Annotated in this window: 16 protein-coding genes and 2 pseudogenes; 12 read left to right on the forward strand and 6 right to left on the reverse strand. The window is 63.6% G+C overall.

All coding sequences use genetic code 11. The features are described 5' to 3' along the window. A pseudogene (locus ACFQEY_RS06565) lies at positions 1-165 on the reverse strand (mandelate racemase/muconate lactonizing enzyme family protein); the annotation flags it as partial. Positions 166-316: 151 nt separating this feature from the next. Between ACFQEY_RS06565 and ACFQEY_RS06570 the strand changes: the two are divergent. The 9 genes from ACFQEY_RS06570 (at position 317) to ACFQEY_RS06610 (ending at position 9,447) form a co-directional block, all read left to right on the forward strand. Further along, a complete protein-coding gene (locus ACFQEY_RS06570; protein WP_379766138.1) occupies positions 317-1,636 on the forward strand; it encodes a nickel pincer cofactor-dependent isomerase, group 22 in 1,320 nt (439 codons plus the stop codon). Positions 1,637-1,825: 189 nt separating this feature from the next. Next, the gene (locus ACFQEY_RS06575) at positions 1,826-2,614 is read left to right on the forward strand and encodes an SDR family oxidoreductase (RefSeq protein WP_379766141.1); all 789 of its coding nucleotides are present in this window, start codon (positions 1,826-1,828) and stop codon (positions 2,612-2,614) included. Continuing rightward, positions 2,611-2,958, forward strand: coding sequence for a cupin domain-containing protein (locus ACFQEY_RS06580; protein WP_379766144.1), 348 nt, complete (start codon positions 2,611-2,613; stop codon positions 2,956-2,958). Before ACFQEY_RS06575 ends, ACFQEY_RS06580 begins: the two co-directional genes overlap by 4 nt. A gap of 5 nt (positions 2,959-2,963) precedes the next feature. Further along, positions 2,964-3,788: a fumarylacetoacetate hydrolase family protein gene (locus ACFQEY_RS06585; RefSeq protein ID WP_379766147.1), complete on the forward strand. Its 825-nt coding sequence runs from the start codon at positions 2,964-2,966 to the stop codon at positions 3,786-3,788. A gap of 98 nt (positions 3,789-3,886) precedes the next feature. Then, positions 3,887-4,315, forward strand: a complete 429-nt coding sequence (locus ACFQEY_RS06590) for a universal stress protein (RefSeq protein ID WP_379766150.1) — start codon at positions 3,887-3,889, stop codon at positions 4,313-4,315. Positions 4,316-4,424: 109 nt separating this feature from the next. Continuing rightward, the gene (locus tag ACFQEY_RS06595; protein ID WP_379766153.1) at positions 4,425-5,582 is read left to right on the forward strand and encodes a TAXI family TRAP transporter solute-binding subunit; all 1,158 of its coding nucleotides are present in this window, start codon (positions 4,425-4,427) and stop codon (positions 5,580-5,582) included. Between the two features lie 152 nt (positions 5,583-5,734). After that, entirely contained in the window at positions 5,735-7,726 is a 1,992-nt protein-coding gene (locus ACFQEY_RS06600; protein WP_379766156.1) for a TRAP transporter permease, read from the forward strand. Continuing rightward, a complete protein-coding gene (locus tag ACFQEY_RS06605) occupies positions 7,723-7,956 on the forward strand; it encodes a hypothetical protein (protein ID WP_379766158.1) in 234 nt (77 codons plus the stop codon). The genes ACFQEY_RS06600 and ACFQEY_RS06605 overlap by 4 nt, the downstream gene beginning before the upstream one ends. Before the next feature lie 204 nt (positions 7,957-8,160). Continuing rightward, on the forward strand, positions 8,161-9,447 hold the full coding sequence (locus tag ACFQEY_RS06610; RefSeq protein WP_379766161.1) for an RNA-guided endonuclease InsQ/TnpB family protein: 1,287 nt from the start codon (positions 8,161-8,163) through the stop codon (positions 9,445-9,447). Positions 9,448-9,466: 19 nt separating this feature from the next. Here the strand turns inward: ACFQEY_RS06610 and ACFQEY_RS06615 are convergent, their stop codons facing one another. From ACFQEY_RS06615 to ACFQEY_RS06625, 3 genes are all read right to left on the reverse strand, one after another. Next, positions 9,467-10,939 (reverse strand): acetyl-CoA hydrolase/transferase C-terminal domain-containing protein, encoded by a 1,473-nt coding sequence (locus ACFQEY_RS06615; RefSeq protein ID WP_379766164.1) that lies wholly within the window; start codon positions 10,937-10,939, stop codon positions 9,467-9,469. A gap of 277 nt (positions 10,940-11,216) precedes the next feature. Next, positions 11,217-12,419 carry an L-2-hydroxyglutarate oxidase gene (gene lhgO, locus ACFQEY_RS06620; RefSeq protein ID WP_379766167.1) on the reverse strand — a complete coding sequence of 401 codons (1,203 nt, stop codon included), beginning with the start codon at positions 12,417-12,419 and terminating at the stop codon, positions 11,217-11,219. Positions 12,420-13,184: 765 nt separating this feature from the next. Beyond that, positions 13,185-13,724 (reverse strand): dihydrofolate reductase family protein, encoded by a 540-nt coding sequence (locus ACFQEY_RS06625; RefSeq protein ID WP_379766170.1) that lies wholly within the window; start codon positions 13,722-13,724, stop codon positions 13,185-13,187. 165 nt (positions 13,725-13,889) lie between these two features. On the opposite strand from ACFQEY_RS06625, the gene ACFQEY_RS06630 reads away from it, so the two are divergent. Together ACFQEY_RS06630 and ACFQEY_RS06635 are read left to right on the forward strand one after the other, a co-directional pair. Beyond that, positions 13,890-14,510 carry a class I SAM-dependent methyltransferase gene (locus ACFQEY_RS06630; protein ID WP_379766173.1) on the forward strand — a complete coding sequence of 207 codons (621 nt, stop codon included), beginning with the start codon at positions 13,890-13,892 and terminating at the stop codon, positions 14,508-14,510. Between the two features lie 194 nt (positions 14,511-14,704). Beyond that, positions 14,705-16,882, forward strand: a complete 2,178-nt coding sequence (locus tag ACFQEY_RS06635) for a heavy metal translocating P-type ATPase (RefSeq protein WP_379766177.1) — start codon at positions 14,705-14,707, stop codon at positions 16,880-16,882. A 130-nt stretch (positions 16,883-17,012) separates the two neighbouring features. On the opposite strand, the gene ACFQEY_RS06640 is transcribed toward ACFQEY_RS06635, so the two are convergent. Both ACFQEY_RS06640 and ACFQEY_RS06645 read right to left on the reverse strand, forming a co-directional pair. Further along, positions 17,013-19,676 (reverse strand): heavy metal translocating P-type ATPase, encoded by a 2,664-nt coding sequence (locus ACFQEY_RS06640; protein WP_379766621.1) that lies wholly within the window; start codon positions 19,674-19,676, stop codon positions 17,013-17,015. A gap of 102 nt (positions 19,677-19,778) precedes the next feature. Further along, positions 19,779-19,990: pseudogene (locus ACFQEY_RS06645) on the reverse strand (ArsR family transcriptional regulator); the annotation flags it as partial. A 130-nt stretch (positions 19,991-20,120) separates the two neighbouring features. On the opposite strand from ACFQEY_RS06645, the gene ACFQEY_RS06650 reads away from it, so the two are divergent. Next, complete coding sequence (locus ACFQEY_RS06650; protein ID WP_379766180.1) at positions 20,121-20,318, forward strand: heavy-metal-associated domain-containing protein; 198 nt, start codon at positions 20,121-20,123, stop codon at positions 20,316-20,318. The last annotated feature ends 115 nt before the right edge of the window (positions 20,319-20,433 follow it).

The following is a 20,433-nucleotide window of genomic DNA, read 5'->3' on the forward strand; positions in this document are numbered from 1 at the left end:
GCCGGCCCCCTCGTAGCCCAGCGAGTACCCGACCCCCTCGTGTCCGGTGTCGGTTCGCACGTACGTTATCGCGTGATCCCGGTAGGTCAGCGTCCGGTTGGAGAAGGACACCGGCGACTCCAGCGGCAGCTTGATCGGGAACGACTCGACTTCTGTGATTTCCATGAATTGTGCCGCGGCACACGCGTACAAGAAGACCGCTGTATCGGCAACAATCTCGTCCGTGAGACCGACGACAATCCAACCTGCGGGATCGACGACGCCTCACGGAACTCCACACCGACAGTATTTGTGTCGTCGCCGCGAGCGACCCCACATGGAGTTTCCCGATCGACGCGACGTCGACCACCTCATCGACCCGCAGCCGCTTCCGGAGTTCGCCCGCGTGCGGTACGATCCGCCGTCGGAGTCCCTCGCCGATCCCGCCGAAACCGCGCGAGCCGAGCTCGACGCGCTCGACCTCGACGATCTCGAGGCGGGCGCTACCGTCGCGGTCGGCGTCGGGAGTCGCGGAATCGATCGGATCGACGAGGTCGCGGCGGCGGTCGTCTCCGAGCTCGGCGAACGCGGCTTCGATCCCGTCGTCGTCCCCGCGATGGGGAGCCACGGCGGTGCGACGCCGGAGGGGCAGCGCGAAGTCCTCGCCTCGCTCGGCGTCACCGAGGAGCGCGTTGGAGCGCCGATCGACGCGCGGATGGACGCCGAGGCGCTGGGGTCGGTGACCGTCGGCGACGCGGAGACGACGGTGTCCTTTTCGACCGCCGCGCTCGACGCGGACGCCGCGCTCGTCATCAATCGCGTCAAGGCCCACACGAACTTCTCCGGGCCGATCGAGAGCGGACTCGCGAAGATGACCGTCGTCGGACTCGGCAAGCAGCGCGGTGCGAAGTCGTTCCACTCGACGGCCATCGCAGAGGGATACGTCGAAACGCTGTCGGCCGCGTTGGAGGTCATCGAGGCCGAGACGCCCCTCCTCGGCGGGATCGCGATCGTCGAGAACTTCGAGGAGGAGATCGCACAGATCGAGGGCGTGCCCGCCGGCTCGTTTTTCGACCGCGAACCCGACCTCCTGGACCGCGCGTACGAACGGATGCCGACGCTCCCGATCGACGACGTGGACCTGTTGGTCGTCGACGAACTCGGCAAGGAGATATCCGGGACCGGTATGGACACGAACGTCATCGGTCGGTACCGCGTGCTCAACGCGCCCGACCCCGAGACGCCGGATATCGATCTCATCTACGTGCGCGGACTCACCAAGGCCACGAAGGGGAACGGCAACGGGATCGGGCTCGCCGACCTCACGCGGCGGGCGACGGTCGACCAGCTCGACCTCAAGAAGAGCTACGCCAACGCGCTCACCAGCGGGTCGATCGAGAAGTCGAAACTCCCCGTCGTCGCGCCCGACGACGAGTTCGCGATCCGGACCGCGTTGGCGTCCCTCGGTGGCTACGACCCGGAGACGGTACGCGTCGTCTGGATCCGAAACACGCAGGATCTCGGGGAGTTTCGCGTCTCGGACGCGGTCGTCCCCGATCTGCCGGACTCGGCGACCGTCCTCGATCGCGAAACGCTCACGTTCGACGACTGGACCGCGCGGTTCGTCGCCGACTCGGGCCCGCCGGTCTGCCACTGACTCGGGCCCGCCGGTCTGCCACTGACTCGGGCCCGCCGGTCTGCCACTGACTCGGGCCCGCCGGTCTGCCACTGACTCGGGCCCGCCGGTCTGCCGCCGACTAGGTCCGCCGACTACCTCCTGCCGGTCCACGGCCGTCGCCTTGCCTGTATGGAAACGTTTTCACGCCCAACTCTGGATGTGTGTAACATGGACCTAGAAATCGACGGGAACGCGGCCCTCGTCACGGCATCGTCCAGCGGACTCGGAAAGGCGTCGGCGAAGGCGCTCGCCAGCGAAGGCGTCAACGTGGTCATCAACGGCCGGGACGAGGAGCGTCTCGACGCGGCCCTCGACGAGGTCGAGGCCGTCGCGACGGGCGACGTCGTCGCCCAGGCGGGCGACCTGACCGACGCCGACGACGTCGAGGCGCTCGTGGACCGAACCGTCGACGAGTTCGGCACGATCGACCACCTCGTGACGAGCGCCGGCGGACCGCCGTCGGGCGCGTTCCTCGACACCGACGACGACGACTGGGAGCACGCGTACGACCTGCTCGTGATGAGCGTCGTGCGGCTGGCCCGCGAGGCGTATCCGCACCTCAGCGAGGGCGACGGCGGGACGATCGTCAACATCACCTCGCGCAGCGTCAAGGAAGCCATCGACAGCCTCGTGCTGTCGAACTCGGTCCGCATGAGCGTCATCGGACTGGAGAAGACACTCTCGAAGGAGTTCGCACCGGAGGTACGCGCCAACGCCGTGCTCCCGGGCCCGCACGAGACGAGCCGGATCCGCGACCTCGTCGAGGCCGCCGTCGAGCGCGGCGACTACGACTCCTACGAGGAGGGGCTCGACGACTGGGCGGGGAATCCCCTCGAACGGATCGGCGACCCCATGGAACTCGGTAACACGGTCGCGTTCCTCTCGTCGCCGAAGTCCGGATACGTCAACGGCACCGCTCTGCCCATCGACGGCGGATCGACGGGGGCGAACCTATGAAGCCGGTTGCGTTCGACGAGGCCGAGACGTACGAGCCGGACGAGGGCTGGCGACGCGTCGCAATGGCGGGAAGCGACCAGTTCTCCTTCGAGTGGTTCGAGAAGCCGCCGGGCCACAGTTCGCCGATGCACGACCACGAGAACGAACAGGTGTGTCTCTGTCTCGAAGGCGAGCTCACCGTCGCGACCGAGGACGACGAGGTCACCCTGCAGAAACACGACTCGGTGCTGCTCGAGTCCAACGAGGCGCACCGCGTGGAGAACACCGGTGACGAGCGCGCGGTCGGGCTCGACGTCTTCGCGCCCGGGCGTTCCTTCGACTTCTGGACCGACCGCGAGGAGTGACCGGCATGAAGTACCTCGCACGGACCGCGACCGGCGACCCGCTGCTCGGCGACGACGACGGGTACGTCCCGCTCGCCGCGGTCGAACCCGAACTGGACAGCGTTCGCGACGCGCTCCCGCGGGCCGCCGCCGGGACGCTCGGCGACGTCGCCGACGCCCCCGCGGATCCCGTCCCGGCGGCCGACATCACGTTCGGCGCACCGCTCGAACGGTTCGGGAAATTCTGGGGCATCGGGCTGAACTACGAGGAGCACGCCGGCGATCTCGACGAGCAGCGCCCGGAGGAACCGGCGAGCTTCATGAAGCCCCCGTCGGTGCTCGCCGCCCCCGGCGGGCCGATCCGGCTGCCGCCGACGTCCCAGAGCGAGCGCGTGACCGCCGAGGCGGAGCTCGCCGTCGTCATGGGGCGAACCTGTCGGGGCGTCGACGAAGCGGACTTCGAGGACGTCGTCGCCGGGTTCCTCCCGGTCATCGACATGACCGCCGAGGACGTCTTACAGCGGAACCCGCGGTTCCTCACGCGAGCGAAGAGCTACGACACGTTCCTCGTGACCGGCCACGCGCTCGCGGTCCCTGAATCGCCCGTGGATCTCACGGAGCTGTCGGTTCAGACGATCGTTAACGGGGAGGTCACGGCCGAAAACGAGATCCGGAACATGCTGTTCCCGCCGTCGGAGATTGTCTCGTTCCACTCGGACGTGATGACCCTCGAACCCGGGGACCTGTTCAGCACCGGCACACCCGGAGCCGAACCGATCGACCCCGGCGACGAGGTGCGCGCTGTCGTCGAATCGATCGGTACCGTCGACGCGCCCGTGACACGCCGGTAGCAGCCGAGGACCGTTCGAATTCGTCTCGGCATCGACTGTCACCCTACTCGACACCGGAGCAGGCAGATTTATTAGCCGCTGTTTTGATACGTGATAACATGTATCAGGTACTCGTTCCCGTCGGCGGGAGCACCGAGCACGTACTGTCGGCGGCCGAAGCGGTCACGTCGCTTCCTAACGCCGACACGGAAGTCGAGGCGATCATTCTGAACGTCTTCGAGGAGTTTCAGGTCTCGGGCGAAGGCGGGCGCGTCGAGTCGGAGGACGTATGGGACGAAGAGAACTACCCCGACGGCGTCGGCGTCGTCGAGAATCACCTCGAAGCCGCGGACGTGTCCGTCTCCAAGCGCCGCGAGCACGGGGACCCGGCGGAATCGATCCTCGAAGTTGCTGAGGAGCTTGACGTCGACAACATCACGATGAGCGGTCGACGACGCAGCCCCACCGGGAAGATGCTGTTCGGAAGCACGACCCAGTCGGTAGTAATTTCAGCAAACTGTCCGGTGACGGTGATCCTCGGGGAATAGTATCTCCCGGGACGTGTCGAACGAATCTCACGAATTGGAAATTTCCGGTCGTTCAAACAGAAATAAACAGATAGATTGTTAATCATCGACCGATTCATCACGGTTGAGCATGGCAGAAGACTCAATCAAGCGGCGCAAGTTCTTGTACGGTACAGGTGCGGTTGGCATCACCGGCCTCGCTGGCTGTTCGGGCGGCGATGGCGGCGACGGCTCGGACGGCTCGGACGGCTCAGACGGCTCAGACGGTTCCGACGGCAGTGACGGGTCTGACGGCTCGGACGGCTCCGATGGATCGGATGGGTCCGACGGGTCCGACGGCGGAAGCGAGAACCTCTCGCTGCGCGTCGGGACGTCCGCCGGTGGGACACAGGACGTCGGTCTCGCCGTTGAGCGCGCGGTAAGTCAGGAGAGCGACGCCCTGGAGTATTCCACGATCGAGAGCCCGGGGTACGTCGGAACCATCCGCCGGATGGCCAACAACCAGTTCAACGCGGGTATCACCGACAACAACTCGCTGTCGAAGGCTATTGACGAGCGAGGGGCGTTCGCGGACCAGCCCGTCGACCGCATCCCGAACTACGGCTTTTTCGCGTTCCCGTACAGCATCTACATCGTCGCCCGTGACGGCACGGGGATCGAGACCTTCGACGACCTCGCCGGCGCGAACGTCTACCCCGCCGAGCCGGGGTACTCGACTCGCGCGACGACGCTCGACGTCTGGTCGCAGGACCCGACGGCGGACGTCTACGACGAGATGAATATCCAGAACATGGGCGTCGACTCCGCCCCCGGTGCGATGGAGGAGGGCAACATCGACGCCACCATCGCGTACGGGACCCCCGGTGTACGGTACACCGGATTCGTTCAGGAGATCGCCTCCCGTGTCGACGTCCACTACGTCGAGCCGACGGACGCGCTCCGCGAGTCCGCCGAAATGTACGCGGGCGCAGGATCCGGCACCACGAGCTACGCCGACTGGCCCATCGCGGACGCGGAGATCGGCACGGACGAAGTGTTCCACTGGAACCTCGAAGTGAACTACACGTTCAACCCCGAGGCCAACGCCGACGCCGTCTACGAGCTGTGCCGCGTCGTCGACGAGCACAACGACGTCGTCAACGAGGGCGAAGCGCAGTTCAACGACTTCGCGGAGACGAGCGAGATGCTCGGTTCGGCCCGCGAGAACATCCCTGTTCACCCCGGCGCGGTGCAGTACTACAAGGATAACGACGCCTGGGACGACAACCTGCAGGAAGGCGGCTCCTAAGGGCCGGGAACCGGCCTCTCGCTCTCCTCTCGCCGCACCGATCAATAATTTAAAACAATTGAATTCCCAATCGGACATACCCAGATGCAAACTATCACACAATCGGACACGGCCGGTCCAATGAACGCCTCACACACCACACACAGACGACAATGAGCACGCAATCGGACACAACCGGAGCAGTATCTGGGTTACTTCGAGGGCTCGACCTGACGGTCACGCTGGCCGCCCTGCTGTTCTGGGGCGGCGTGCTCTACTGGGCCCAGACGCAGGCCATCTCGCAGGTGCAGTACGCCACCGCGTTCGTGGGCGGTATCTTGACCGTGTACGCGCTGAACGAGACGCGCCTCGCCATCAAGGACGGCGATTGGATCGACGGCGCTATCCTCATCCCCGCGTCGCTGGCGTTGATGACCGCGTCGGCGTTCTTCGCGATAAACTTCGAAGCCGTGTACCTGCAACGTCAGGGATACGCCCTCGAACACGAGTATATGCTCGCGCGGCTCGTCATCATCTCGCTTCTGTACCTCACTTGGCGCGAGTTCGGGAACGTGTTCCTGGGGCTCGTCCTCGGCGTGTTCGCGTACGCGATGTGGGGTAACGCGGTTCCGGGCGTCCTAGGTCACGCCGGTATGAATCAGGCGACGTTGCTACAGGTGACTGTCACCGACCTGTACGGCTTCTACGGGAGCCTCACGCAGATCACGGCCTCGTGGATCGCGCCGTTCCTGTTGTACGCCGGACTGCTGTTCGCGTACGGCGCGTTCGATCTAATCCTGCGAGTCGCCATCGTGACCGCGAAGTACATCGAGTCGGGCGTCGCACAGACCGCCGTGCTCTCCTCCGCGGTCATCGGATCGATAAACGGCTCGTACACCGCCAACGCGGCGATGACGGGATCGTTCACCATCCCGACGATGAAGGAATCCGGGATGAAGGGCCACCGTGCGGCCGGGATCGAGGCGGTCGCCTCCACTTCGGGACAGGTGCTTCCGCCCGTGATGGGCGCGTCCGCGTTCGTCATGGCGTCGTACCTCGGCGTTCCGTACCTCGACATCGTCGTTGCCGGCCTGATGCCGGCCGCGATTCTGGTCGTGTCCATCTCTATCGCCGTTCACTACTTGGCCATCTCCGACTCCAGCAGCCAGGAAATGGAGTTCTCGGAGTTCTTCGATGAGACGCTCTCGAACAAACAGAAACTCTTCGAGACGATCCGATTCGGCGTGCCGTTCGGGATACTCATCTACCTGCTCGGCGTCGCACAGTACACCGTGATGACGTCTGCGCTGTACACGGTGGTCGCGATGATGATCACCGGCACGCTGATGCCACCGATCCAGCGCCTCGTCGACGGAACCGACGTCGGTCTCGGCGCGGAACTCGTGGCGCAGGTGAAGAACACGGTACACGGCATTCGCCGCGGCGCGATCATCCTCGCGCCGATCGCGATCATTCTCGTGGTGATCAGCGGCGTCGTCAACGTCTTCAGTACGACCGGTATCCCGGCGAAGATCGCGCTGCTCCTGATCAACATCTCCGGCGGCGTGCTGCTCTTCGCGGTGCTTCTGGGTATGGCCGTCGCCATCCTCATGGGCGTCGGGATGCCGACCGTCGCCGCGTACGTTATCGTGGCGATCCTCATCGTCCCGACGTTCGTCTCCGACTTCAACGTCGCTCCGATCACGGCTCACTACACGATGTTCTACGCCGCCATCCTCGCCGGGATCACGCCGCCCGTGGCCACCGCGGCGGTGATCGCGGCCGGGATCGCAGAGGCGAACTTCTGGCGGACCTGCGGGGCGGCCATCCGGATCGCCGCACCGCTTTTCGTCCTGCCGGTCGCGTTCGTCTACAATCCGGGATTGATCGCGATGGACCCCGGACTCAACACGGCCCTCGTCGGGACACTCGTACTGCTCGGCGCGGTGGCGATCATCTACGGGCTGAACTACCCGTTCGCGCTGACCCCGGGGCGTAAGCTGCTCGCACGGGGATCGTTGGCCGTCCTCGGCGTTCTCATCATGACGTACCCGAGCATCGTCGCAAAGGCGGCGGGAATCGCGGTGTTCGCCGGGGTGTTCTTCGCGGAGAAGGTGATGGCTCGCGGTCTCGAACTGCCGCTACTTGGAGGTGCAAGCCAATGAGTTCAGACGATTCCCCCGAAGCGGTCGCCGAAGAGTCCATGCAGCAGGCCGGCGGTCTCGGTGAGATCGTTCCCGAGCCGCTGATGCCGATCTGGGTCCGGATCGAAAAGGTGCAGGCGTTCCGCAGCACGCACGGCGAGAAGTACGTCGGCGCGCTCGAACTGCTCACCGCACTCGCGCTCGCGGGCGGCTATGTCTGGTGGCTGCTGCTCTACCTCGAACTGCTGTGAGGAGCTGACAGCCGCAGCTGCGGTCCGATTTTCTTCTTTCCGCGTAATACAAGGTGGAGCCTCCGACCTCAAGGAGCGAGCGTAGCGAGCGAGTAGGTCGGAGAGGAAACCGACACGGCACTACACCAGCCACGTTGGATGGCCGGCGGACTTCTCACCGGATCGTTACTAATATAAAAACAAGAGTATACATCTGAAATACGGATGGAGGTCCGCCGTACCGTCCCTGTCAAGCTCAATGTGGCCGACAGCGACGCCGACCTCCTCCATGAAACTATCTCCGAGTTCCTGTGGGCCGCCAACTACGTTGTAGACCACGCCTGGCAAGGCGAGTATAAAACGACGAGCAAAGCCGACCTCCAACGTGAAACCTACGACGACGTGCGGGCTAAGACCCGTTTACAAGCGAATCTCGTTCAGAACGCTCGCAACAAGGCCGCCGACGCCGTCCAAAGCGTCGTCGCCCGCTGGAAACAAGGCGACTACGCAGGGAAACCGTACTTTTCCGCCCACACACTCGTCTACGATAAGCGGTGTGCGACGTTTAACGACGACCACGCGACGCTCTCAACCGTCGAAGGCCGCATTACGGCCGAGTACGTCCTTCCAGACGAGAGCCGCGAAACGCCCCACTCGGAGTACCTGTTCAATAATGAGTACGAAGTGACGGGCGGAGAACTCCACTACCGAGACGGCGAGTTCTACCTTCACATCCGAACAAAGGCGGACGTGGAGTCGGAGACTGCCGAAGAAGGCAACGCCGGGCACAGCACAGTCCTCGGCGTTGACCTCGGCATCGAAAACGTCGCCGTCACCTCAACGGGGACATTCTGGAACGGGTCGGAGTTGAACCACTGGCATCGTGAGTTCGAGAAGCGACGCGGGTCGCTCCAACAGCGTGGAACGCGGGCCGCCCACGAAACCATCCAGTCAATTGGACACACTGAGACGGGCCGTTACGACCACTTCTTACATACCGTCTCGAAGGAACTTGTTGCGGAAGCCGTCAAGTATGGCTGTGACGTGATTGCGTTCGAGAACCTGACCGGAATTCGTGAGCGAATGCCCCGTGCCAAGAAGTTCCACGGATGGGCGTTCCGACGGCTATTCGAGTACGTCGAGTACAAAGCCGCGGTAGTCGGGATCTCGGCCGAACAGGTGAGTCCTGCGTACACGAGCCAGCGGTGTTCCAAGTGCGGGTTCACTCATGAGAACAACCGTCCAACCTCGGATGGGCAGGACGTATTCGAGTGCCTGAAGTGCGGATACTCGCCCCATGCAGACTACAACGCGGGGAAGAATATTGGCCTGAAGTATCTCCGCTCGGCGCAAAAGTCGTCGGGCGGAGGCGCACCCGTAAACGTGCGCTTGAATCGCGGGACGTTGAATGTGAACGGCGATTACGAGCCTGCCGCCGACGGCGGCCAGAACAGGAGTCCACGCGAAAGCCCCACCCTCAACGAAGCGAACGGCGAAGCCGTGAGCGAGTAGGGTGGGGTAGTTTACCGCGCTACTCGAACCACTCCGCCGCGCGTTCGACGTCGTGGGGGATGTGATATTCGCGCTCGCAGACGTCGTCGAGGTACGACCTGAGTTCCGGTGCGAACTCGGGATGCGCGCAGCGATCGATGATCCGCTCCGCTCGCTCGACCGGCGAGCAGCCGCGCACGTCGGCGACCCCCTGTTCGGTGACGAAGATGTCGATATCGTGCTCGGTGTGGTCGACGTGGAAGGTCATCGGAACGACCCGAGATATCTGCGCGTCGTTCAGCGTCGACGGCAGCGCACACACCGTGATCAGGGAGTTCCGGTTGAAGTCGGCCGACCCGCCGACGCCGTTTATCATCCGCTCCCCGCCGACGTGCGTCGAGTTGACGTTGCCGTAGATGTCGACCTCGATCGCGCTGTTGACGCCGACGACGCCGAACTGGTCGATGAGCCCCGGATGGTTCGAGACGTCCGCCGGGCGGAGGACGATGTCCTCGGCGTACCGCTCGATGTCGTCGAACAGTCGCCGTTGCCCCTCGTCGGTGAGCGCCAACGACGTCGCGCTCGCGGACTCCAACCGCCCGGCGTCGATCATGTCGAAGAGCCCGTCTTGGATGAGTTCGCCGAAGTAAACGACGTCGCGGCCGCCGAAATCGAGCTCCTTCAGTTCGCCCATCAGGGCGTTGCCCAGCGACCCGACGCCGAACTGGAGGTGGATCGCGTCGTCGAACACCGACGACCGTTCCAGCTCCCCGCTCAGGAACGATCCGAGGTTGGCGGCGATCGCGAGATCGTCCGCGGTGGGGTCGCGGAACGTGTACGTCGAGTCGGCGACGTCCGTCTCCACGACGCCCGCCAGCTTCTCGGGATCGAATTCGACGTGAGCGGTGCCGATGCGTTCGCCCGGATCCGACAGCGGCACCGGCCCCCGATCCGGCGGCGCGTCGGGCCGATAGACGTCGTGTAGCGCCTGCAGTTCGAGCGGTTGGTGACGGTTCAGCTCCACGAACAACTCGTCTGCGGCCTCGACGAACGCGGGGACCTGTCCGAGCGACGTGGAGGGAACGAACCAGTCCTCGCCGACGGCGACCGCCTCGACGACGGCGACGTCGGGATCGACGAGCCCGCCGTACTGAACCTCGTCGCCGATCGAAGAGGCGTTCCGGTCGCTGAACGCGATCTCCCGAACGTCGGTCTTCTCGCGGGCGATCCGCGAGGACTGGTAGGAGAACCGCCGCTCTACCGCACCGGACCCGACGAGTTCGGTGTCAATCTCGTCGCCCACCTTCCCGCTGGACACCAGCGTCAACGACAGATCGCGAGTCGACGCCGCCAGCGCGAGCGGGATCTCCTTCGGATAGCCGACGCTCCCGAAGCCGCTCGTGAGCACCGTCGCGTCCGGATCGATGGCCGCGGCAGCGGAGTCGGCGTCGACGAGCGGTACGTCGCCATTGATTCGGCTGTCGACCGGTTGTTCGTCGGGACCGGCGGTCATCGCTCCCCTCGTCTCGCCGGTCGGCGAGATCGGTCGTGCGGGGCGCTACTTCCGGCTGTGGCGGCTGTCGTGCGGTCGCCGTGCGTGTGAGATGGCATCGTTCGTCCCTTACAGGGAGCACTCGGCGTCGAATGCGGTGCGTTCTCGCCCCGTCGCTCCCTGCACGTTGATCGTGGCATCGCTTGGATACGGACCACATTAAACCATGACATCCGACGGCGTCCTGGGGCGAAAAAAGGGAGACGGCCTCCGGTTCGCGCCGAACCGCGGCGATCGCCTACGCTTTTTCCGCGAGCGTCTCAGCGATGTGCTCGCCGAACGGCAGCGAGGAGGTCAGCCCCGGCGACACCGCGTTGAGGATGTGAACGGCGTCGTCGCGTTCCACGAACAGCGGGTCCTTGACGAGCTCGCCGTCCTCGCTGACGAGTTGCGCCCGGATGCCCGCGTAGCTCTTCCGGAGGTCCTCCGACCGGACGTCCGGGACGAGCCGCTGTGAGGCCTCGGTGAACTTCTCCTTGCGGTAGGACTTGTTCAGCTCCGAGGCCGCCACCTTGATCATCAGTTTCGAGGACAGCAGCCGACGGAATCCGGGATAGGTGAGCGTCTCGAACAGCTCGCGCGGATTCACGTCCGTGTTGTCGTACGCCTCCCGGCCGAACGCGAGCACGGCGTTCGGCCCGACGATGACTTTGCCGTCGGTGCGGCGCGTGTAGTGGACGCCGAGGAACGGCAGTTCTGGGTTCGGCGCGGGATAGATCATCGTCTGACAGAGGCCCGCCCGCTCGGGGCGAACCTCGTAGTACTCCCCGCGGAACGGGACCACCTGATACTCCTCGCCGACGCCGACCTGGTGCGCGAGCGTGTCGGCGTGGAGCCCCGCGGCGTTGACGAGATACGACACGTCGAACCGACCGTTGCTCGTCTCCAGGTAGTAGCCGTCCGTCCCGTGCTCGATCTGCGACACCTCGTACCCGGTGTACAGCGAGACGCCGGCCTCTTTGACCTCCTTCGCGAGCGCGTAGACGTACTGCTCGGAATCGACGGACGCGGCCTCCGGGGCGTAGAGGGCAGCCTGCCCCTCCGCGTGAGGCTCGTGTTCCCTGATCGCCTCCCGGGACCGGAGGAGTTCGTACTCGACGCCGTTCGCCTCGGCCTGTTCGGCGAGGTCGTCCAGTCGCGCCTCTTCCGCGTCGTCTTTCGCCACGACGAGGACCCCCCACTCCTCACAGGGGATGTCGTGCTCCTCACAGTACGCCTTCATTCGGGCGGTTCCCTCGGTGGCGAACCGCGCCTTCTTCGAGTCCGGCGGGTAGTTGAATCCCGGGTGGAGCACGCCGGAGTTCCGGCCGCTCTGGTGGGAGGCGAGGTGGTGTTCCTTCTCTAGGACGGCGACGTCGAGATCGGTCTGCTCGCTGAGGTGCTTCGCGACCGAGAGCCCGACGCAGCCGCCGCCGACGATGGCGACGTCGTGACGCATCATGCTTGCTCGTGCTCCGGTTCTAGCACCGGCGGCTTATAAGTGATGTTCGGCACATTCGCGGGGTCGAATACGGAGTGAACGCCCCATCGTGGTTCCCGAAGCGATCTGCGATCGGACCCGACCGATTCAACGGCTGTTTGAACGAGATCAACGTAGGGGTCGTGGAGCGACGAGCAACACCGCGGCTGTTGATAAAGCTCACCTTTCAGCTCTACCTGTCCGAATTATATCTTTTAAATACTGTTTCGTATTCTGGTATGTCTGGTATGTCTGGTAAAAATCGGATTCGATCCACGGCCATAACTGAACCCACAACGCTGATTTATCGCAAGATCTGGTCGCAGTCGACATCACGTGGCGGTTGTCGATACTATAATTTAGTTGATGATAAACAATATTTCCATACGCCACCTCTGTCCAGAAACCAACGATCTGTACTATATAACGCTTGACTCTACGAGAAATAACGTCTTCAAAGATCGATTTTTCACGGATCTCCGTAACAAACACGATGTGGTCGACGCGACATGTCTCGTTGATGGCGCGGGTCCACTGCAGCGATCTGGTCACAAACTCGGCCTCGAGTGTAGATACGAACGGCGTGGAGAGAGGACAGCGCTGAACGTACCATTTTTGAGGTAAAACGCTGAACTACTAGTTTCTCAAACTATTATCGAACTGGTCACCCAGAAACTGCAAACGAGTGGCTGATAACGTTCGCTTCGAGTGGAATCAGCGTCTCTGCGCAATCAGCAATGTGTAGTCCTAGTTGGCAACCTCATAGTGATGTTCTACGATTCCGCTGCCGTGTGTAGTCGTGTCGGTCAGACGCAGTCTCTGTTCGTCGTATTCGCCCGAGAACAGCGGTATTCCATCTCCCAGGAGAATCGGGATGAATGACAGTCGGATCACGTCGATCTCCCGCTCTCGGAGGAATGATTGTGCAAGGTGTGCACCGCCGACCACCCATACGTGGTCGAATTGCTGTCTGAGCTCAGACACAAGATCTGCTATCTCCCCGTCAACGAAGCGTACCGCTTCAGTTGCGGGTGAGAGGCTTCTGTGTGTGAATACGTACGTTGGCCTGTCTTCGTATGGCCACTCACCGAAGCCGAGAACTTGTTCATAGGTCGTTGCACCCATTACGAGACAATCCACTGTCTCGAAGAATTCAAAAAATCCCTCGACATCCTCGTCGTTTGGCCCCGTTTGAAACTCTTCCAGCCAGTCAACCCTACCCTCGGCGTCAGCAACGTAGCCGTCCACACTCGTTGCGATGTAGAGCGTGATATCATTTGTACTCATAATGCATATCGTGGACACTCACCGTCATTAAGTAGCGACATCTTGATACTGACCCCAACCGGGTTAGATTGGTTCGGCGATCTGCAACAGGAGTCGTCACGATCACCGTTCGAGAGCATCAGCGCTGTCCGACGGCGTTTTACATCTTTGCCCAAATCGATACATGTGGATCCTGATTCCGTCCGAAACACGTGGACAAACCGGGCGGGCGAATACTCACCGGCGTACTACGCATATTACGGCCCGAATGAGACGAGTACGTTGATTCGCGATATCCTCAGCGGGTACCTCCACCGTGACGCAACCGTCCTCGAACTCGGGTGTGGTTCAGGCCGTCACCTCGAACACCTCGCGGACCACGGCTTCGAGAACCTCTCGGGAATCGACATCAACGCCGAGGCATTCGACGCGATGCGGGAGACCTATCCCGCACTCGCCGCCGACGGAACGTTTTACTGCGGCCCGATAGAGGACATCGTCGAGGACTTCGACGACGGACGGTTCGACGCGGTCTACTCGGTCGAAACGCTACAGCACTTACATCCCGATGTCGAGTGGGTCTTCGAGGAGGTGGCTCGAATCACCGACAACATCCTCGTCACGGCGGAGATTGAGGGACCAATACGTGAATCATCCCCGTCTGACCCCGACGTGAACTACGTCGACAACGACACTCCCCTGTACTACCGAGACTGGAGTCGCATCTTCACCTCGCTGGATCTCGTCGAGGTCGACGTCGTCCGTGGTGACAGAGACACCACGCGGACCTTTCGCAAGTCCGGCTAACTGTCGGTCTCGGCAGGGATGAGTTCGGTGTGGCATCCTCGCTCGCCGTAAACGGTGGGGATTCCACCACCGGTGGAATACCAGCAAGTGCTGGATTGAGGGTTCAAGACGTGTTTTTATGAATGACCTCTTCGACCAGCGTTCGTTGGTCTCCCTAAAACCTGAAACCCGGCCAGACCGTAGGTACCGATAACGTGGCCGTTACTGAATCACCGCCACTCTCGACGTGTACTGTTCGCATCGAACGACGAGGTGGTCGCGGCGAAGCGGGTGCGCGCTCACTTGAGCGACACCTCCGGACTATATCCGGCGTCCACGATGTCGACGTCTCCTTCCGAACGGGAAGCGCCCGGATCACCTACGACGAGGGTATCACAACCGAAGAAACGATTCGAGACGCAGTTCGCGACCGGGACGTCTCGATCCAGGACGACGACGATGCGGACACGGACGACGTGGGTTCCCGCTCGGAACTCAGACGAGAGGCGGTGTTTGTAGGGCTGACCCTGCTCGGGATGGTGACCGGCCTGATGATGGGATGGCTTGACAGTCCGACACTTCTCATGTGGGCCGGTTACGGCGTCGCATACGTCTTCGGCGGGTGGTACGGGCTCAAAGGCGCGATCGAGACACTCCGTCATCGGGCGGTCGACATCGACCTCCTGATGATCGTCGCCGCGCTCGGTGCGCTTTCAATTGGGGCTCCGTTCGAGGGCGCGATGCTCCTCTTCCTGTTCTCGCTGTCGAACGTCCTCCAGCACTACGCTATCGGCCGCTCGCGCCGGGCAATCAAGTCCCTCGTCGAGATGCGACCGGACGAGGCACAGGTCCTCCGCGACGGTGAGGAGGTCACGGTGCCTATCGATGAGGTTGCCGTCGGTGATGTGTTCGTCGTGCGTCCCGGCGACAGAATTCCGCTGGACGGGGTCGTCATGTCGGGCGAGGGGACAGTCGATCAGGCCTCGCTCACCGGTGAATCCGTGCCCGTGCCGAAGAACCCCGGCGACGAGGTGTTCGGCGGGACGATCAACGAGAGCGGCAGCCTCGAAATCGAGGTCACGCGACAGGCCCACGAGTCGGCGATCAGCCGGCTCATCCACATGGTCGAGCGCGCCCAGAGCGAGAAGGCACCGACGCAGCGGCTCATCGACCGTCTCGAACAACCGTACGTCCTCGGCGTGTTCGCACTCACGATCGCGGCGATCGCTATCCCACTTGCGTTCGGGAGCGAGTTTACCAGCACGTTCTACCGCGGGATGACCCTAATGGTCGCCGCCTCGCCGTGTGCCGTCATCATCTCCACGCCGGCGGCGGTGCTGTCGGCAATTGCCTCCGGCGGTAGGCAAGGCGTCTTGTTCAAGGGCGGCGAACACGTCGAGACGGCGGCGAAGATCGACGCGGTCGCGTTCGACAAGACGGGCACGCTCACGCGTGGCGATACGCAGTTGACGGACGTCGTTGTCCGCGAGACAGCGGACGAGACGCTGACAGACAACGGACTGCTCTCGCTCGCGGCCGCCGTACAGGCCCGTTCGGAGCACCATCTCGGTCGTGCGACTGTGACGGCGGCCGAAGAACGAGCACTCGACCTCCCCGACGCGCAGCGGTTTCAGTCGGTCGCGGGGAAAGGCGCCCGCGCCGATGTCGAAGCCGGCACTATCCACATCGGGAATCGAAGTTACTTCGGGACCGTCCTCGAAGATGCAACGATCGAAGGGCTCGAACCCGGCCTCGACCGACTTCAGACGCTAGAAGCCGAGGGGAAAACGAGCGTCATCGTTGCCCGAGAGGACGCAGACGGAGTCACTGTGTTGGGATGGCTCGCGTTCATCGACACGGTCCGTCCCGGGGGTGCCGAGATGATCGACGAGCTCCGCTCGCTCGGCGTGGAGCACATCGTCATGCTGACGGGTGACAACGAGCGCGTCGCACAGCGGATCGCCGATGAGGTCGGTATCGACGAAGTACAGGCGGAACTGCTGCCGGAGGGGAAAGTAGCAGTGATCGAAGAGATGGTTACCCAGCACGAGAACGTGGCGATGGTCGGCGACGGCGTCAACGACGCACCGGCGCTGGCGACCGCGACGCTCGGGATCGCGATGGGCGGTGCTGGAACCGACGTCGCGCTCGACACTGCCGACGTGGTGTTGATGGGTGACGATCTCAGCAAGATCCCCTACGTCCTCGGGCTCGGACGCAAAACCCGTCGGACGCTCACCGTCAATCTCGCCATCGCGTTCGGAGCAATCGCGCTCATGGTCGGCACGATACTGCTCCGAGGGATCCCGCTCCCCCTCGCCGTGGTCGGCCACGAAGGCTCGACTGTCCTCGTGTCCCTGAACGGGCTCCGATTGCTCGGCTTCCGCCGCTAAGAGGGGCAAAATTCAGCTCCACTGCTTCGACGGTGAACAGCGAGTCGTCGTCGAGGAGTTCAGAGGCTTCGACGATATCCGTGTATCCCATCTGGCGGGACATACCGTATTCCGCCGAGGGAGGAGACGTTCACCGAAGGCGACCGAGCAGTTTGTAGTCGTGGTCGGGGATGTACCGGCGGAACAGCAGACTGTTCGACAGCACCGAGACGCTCGAGAACGCCATCGCGACGGCGGCGAGCACGGGCTGGAGCAGGCCGAGCGAGGCCAGCGGGATCATCGCCGTGTTGTACCCCAGCGCCCACACGAGGTTCTGCTTGATCTTCTGCAGCGTCGCGTCCGAGATGCGGATCGCCTTCACGACGTCGACCGGGTCGTCGCGCATCAGGGTGACGTCGGCGGCCTCGATGGCGACGTCGGTGCCCGAGCCGATGGCCGTGCCGACGTAGGCGACCGCGAGCGCGGGCGCGTCGTTGACGCCGTCGCCGACCATCATCGCCTTTCGACCGCCGTCCTGAATGGACTCCACGGCGACCGACTTGTCCTCGGGGAGAACCTCCGCGCGGACGTTCTCGGGGTCGATACCGACCTGTTCGGCGACGGCGCGTGCCGTCCGCTCGTTGTCGCCGGTGATCATCATCACGCCGACGCCGCGCTCCCGGAGCTGGCTCACCGCGTCCTTCGCGCTCTCCTTGACCGTGTCGGCGTCGGCGACGACGCCCACGAGTTCCCCCTCGTCAGTGCCAGCGGGCACGCGGGCCACCAGCATCGCCGTCTTCCCCTCGTTCTCGAGGCGCTCCATCGTCTCCTCGGCGGGCGAGGGGTCGATGCCGTTGTCCCGCAGGAGCTTCCGGTTGCCGACCAGCACCTCGCTGTCACCGTCGGCCGGGTCCGCCGAGCCGTCGGCGAATCCGGAGACGGCCACGGTCGCTCTGACGCCGTGTCCGGGGACGTTCTCGAAGTCGTCGGGATCGGTCACGTCGAGCCCACGGTCCTGGGCCCCTTCCACGATAGCCCGAGCAAGCGGGTGTTCGCTCCCGCTCTCGGCCGTGGCTGCGAGCCGCAATACGTCGTCCTCGCTGCGACGGTCCCGGGCAGTCAGCTGTCCGCCATCGGCAGCGGTGTCGCCGCCGTCCGTCGTGGGTTGCCCGTCGCCGTCGAATACGACCACGTCGGTCAGTTCCATTTCGCCTTTCGTGAGCGTCCCGGTCTTGTCGAAGACGACGGTGTCGACGTCCTTCGCGCGTTCGAGGACGTCGCCGCCCTTGAACAGGACGCCGTTCTGGGCACCGAGGGTCGTCCCGACCATCGTCGCCGCGGGCGTCGCCAGGCCCAGCGCGCAGGGACACGCGATCAGCACCGACGAGGCGAACACGATGATCGCGAACTCGAACACCGAGACGCCGCCGGCGGCGACGGGGCCGCCCGCGACGAGGCCCCACAGCGGGAGCGCGTTGACGACACCCGCGAGCGTCGCGGGGAACAGGGACCAGACGACGGCCCAGAGGACGGCGTTCGCGATGACTGCGGGGACGAAGTACGCGGAGATGCGATCCGCGAGATTCTGGATGTCGGGCTGGCGGGACTGCGCCTCCTTCACCGTCTGCACGATCTGCTGGAGCGCCGTGTCCTTCCCGACCTTCGTCGCCTCGACGACGAGCACGCCGTTCTCGTTGATGGTCGACCCGACCACCTCGTCGCCCTCGCTCTTCTCGACGGGGACGGACTCGCCGGTCACCATCGACTCGTCGACCGCCGACTGGCCGTCGACGACGACGCCGTCGGTGGGGATCTGCTCGCCGGGACGGACCTTCATCCGGTCGCCGACGTCGACGTCTTCGAGCGGGATCTCTTCCTCGGTCCCCTCCTCGTCGATGACGGTGGCGGTGTCCGCCTCCATCTCGAGGAGCTTCCGGAGCGCTTCCCCGGCCTGGCCCTTCGAGCGGGCCTCGAGGTAGTTGCCGAGCGTGATGAACACGAGGATGAACGCCGCCGTGTCGAAGTACAGCCCGCCGGCGATCGCCTCGAGCAGGACAGCCACGGAGTAGACGTACGCGGTGGTCGAGCCCAGCGCGATCAGCACGTCCATGTTGGCGCGGCCGTTCGTGACGAGCGCCTTGTAGGAGTTCTCGTAGAACGGCTTGCCGAGTACCAACTGGACGGGCGTTGCCAGCGCGAACATAATCCAGCCGGACGGAAGGCCCAAGACCTCGTTTCCGACGAGTCCGAGCGACAGCAGGTGGTCGACCATGAACACCAGCAGGGGCAGGGACAGTACCGCGCCGAACAGCGTCAGCCGGAGTTGCCGACGGACCTCCTCCTGTCGGGCGGCTTCTCGGGCATCGCCGCCTGAGCCATCGTCGGTCTCGGCGTCCTCTGTGACAGGCGAGTAGCCCGCGTCTTCGATGGCGTCGTAGAAGTCTCCCGGATTCGCTTCGGCCGGATTGTACGTGACCTGCGCTTCGTCGGTCGCGAAGTTGGCGTCGGCGTCGACGACGCCCGGCGTCCCTTCGAGTGCGTCCCGGATCGTCTCCGAACAGTTCGCACACGACATATCGGTGATCCCGATCGTGATCGAGTCGGTCACTGACGAGTAACCCGCTTCCTCGATCGCGTCGAATATCTCACCGAGCGAGACATCCTCGGGGGTATAGGTTACCGATCCCTCGTCGGTGGCGAAGTTGATGTTCGCTTCCGAGACGCCGTTCAGTGAGGTGACGGCGTCGGAGATGGTTTGCGAACAGTTCGCACAACTCATCCCCTGAATATTTATCTGGCCCATTCGCTTACTCATCATCTATACATACGGGTCCCTTATTTAGTGGAGTTTCCCTTTCAGACGTTCAGCAATCGGGAGTTCAAAGCTTCGAATACAAAGCATGGTGTGCCGTCACTACTCAAACAACACTGGAATCCCGCCTCGGAGTTGCGAACGATCGACATCGACCGGGACCCGGTTGATGACGCCCAGATCCTGCAATCTTGCAGCCCGGTCCGACACGGCTGGGCCGAGAGACCGTCGACATCCGCGATGTCACTCTACGGCCGTCGGGCGTTCGACAGCAGTAGCTGGAGCGTTCCGAGGCAGGTTTCGTCGAGATCGCGCATGGTGAAACGACGCTCGCACTTGTCCAAAGGGCCCCACCGAGCCTTCCTTCGAATCTACAGTTTCTATGCTCCTATTCCCTATTGATCAAAGGGGAAACTGCTAAAGAGAGGGGACCGTACGTATTCCTGTATGACGACGACCATCACCGTAGCGGGAATGACCTGCGGTCACTGTGAACAGACGGTCGAAGAGGCGCTTCACGGTGTGTCCGGCGTGACCGGCGTGACCGTCGACCGGGAGAGCGAACGGGCGAGCGTCGACGGCAACGCGGATGCCGCGGCCCTCGTAGAGGCCGTCGAAGACGCCGGGTACACCGCTCACGCCTGAGGAACCCACAATCTGTGGATAGCACAGAACGCTTCGAGGCGAACGCCCCATCGTTCGCCTCGGAGTTTGCCCACGCTGCCCCTGCCGCACGGCTTCAGGGCCCGAACATTCAGGG

Source organism: Halorubrum trueperi (assembly GCF_042662525.1).
GTDB classification, from domain to species: domain Archaea; phylum Halobacteriota; class Halobacteria; order Halobacteriales; family Haloferacaceae; genus Halorubrum; species Halorubrum trueperi.

What these genes read in the sequence shown, in the direction of transcription:
- ACFQEY_RS06600 (WP_379766156.1), top strand. Translation starts at nt 5,735, where the DNA reads ATGAGCACGCAATCGGACACAACCGGAGCAGTATCTGGGTTACTTCGA.
- ACFQEY_RS06590 (WP_379766150.1), top strand. Translation starts at nt 3,887, where the DNA reads ATGTATCAGGTACTCGTTCCCGTCGGCGGGAGCACCGAGCACGTACTG.
- ACFQEY_RS06615 (WP_379766164.1), bottom strand. Translation starts at nt 10,939, where the DNA reads ATGACCGCCGGTCCCGACGAACAACCGGTCGACAGCCGAATCAATGGC.
- ACFQEY_RS06625 (WP_379766170.1), bottom strand. Translation starts at nt 13,724, where the DNA reads ATGAGTACAAATGATATCACGCTCTACATCGCAACGAGTGTGGACGGC.
- ACFQEY_RS06640 (WP_379766621.1), bottom strand. Translation starts at nt 19,676, where the DNA reads ATGAGTAAGCGAATGGGCCAGATAAATATTCAGGGGATGAGTTGTGCG.
- ACFQEY_RS06605 (WP_379766158.1), top strand. Translation starts at nt 7,723, where the DNA reads ATGAGTTCAGACGATTCCCCCGAAGCGGTCGCCGAAGAGTCCATGCAG.
- lhgO (WP_379766167.1), bottom strand. Translation starts at nt 12,419, where the DNA reads ATGATGCGTCACGACGTCGCCATCGTCGGCGGCGGCTGCGTCGGGCTC.
- ACFQEY_RS06595 (WP_379766153.1), top strand. Translation starts at nt 4,425, where the DNA reads ATGGCAGAAGACTCAATCAAGCGGCGCAAGTTCTTGTACGGTACAGGT.
- ACFQEY_RS06610 (WP_379766161.1), top strand. Translation starts at nt 8,161, where the DNA reads ATGGAGGTCCGCCGTACCGTCCCTGTCAAGCTCAATGTGGCCGACAGC.
- ACFQEY_RS06650 (WP_379766180.1), top strand. Translation starts at nt 20,121, where the DNA reads ATGACGACGACCATCACCGTAGCGGGAATGACCTGCGGTCACTGTGAA.
- ACFQEY_RS06585 (WP_379766147.1), top strand. Translation starts at nt 2,964, where the DNA reads ATGAAGTACCTCGCACGGACCGCGACCGGCGACCCGCTGCTCGGCGAC.
- ACFQEY_RS06580 (WP_379766144.1), top strand. Translation starts at nt 2,611, where the DNA reads ATGAAGCCGGTTGCGTTCGACGAGGCCGAGACGTACGAGCCGGACGAG.
- ACFQEY_RS06575 (WP_379766141.1), top strand. Translation starts at nt 1,826, where the DNA reads ATGGACCTAGAAATCGACGGGAACGCGGCCCTCGTCACGGCATCGTCC.
- ACFQEY_RS06570 (WP_379766138.1), top strand. Translation starts at nt 317, where the DNA reads ATGGAGTTTCCCGATCGACGCGACGTCGACCACCTCATCGACCCGCAG.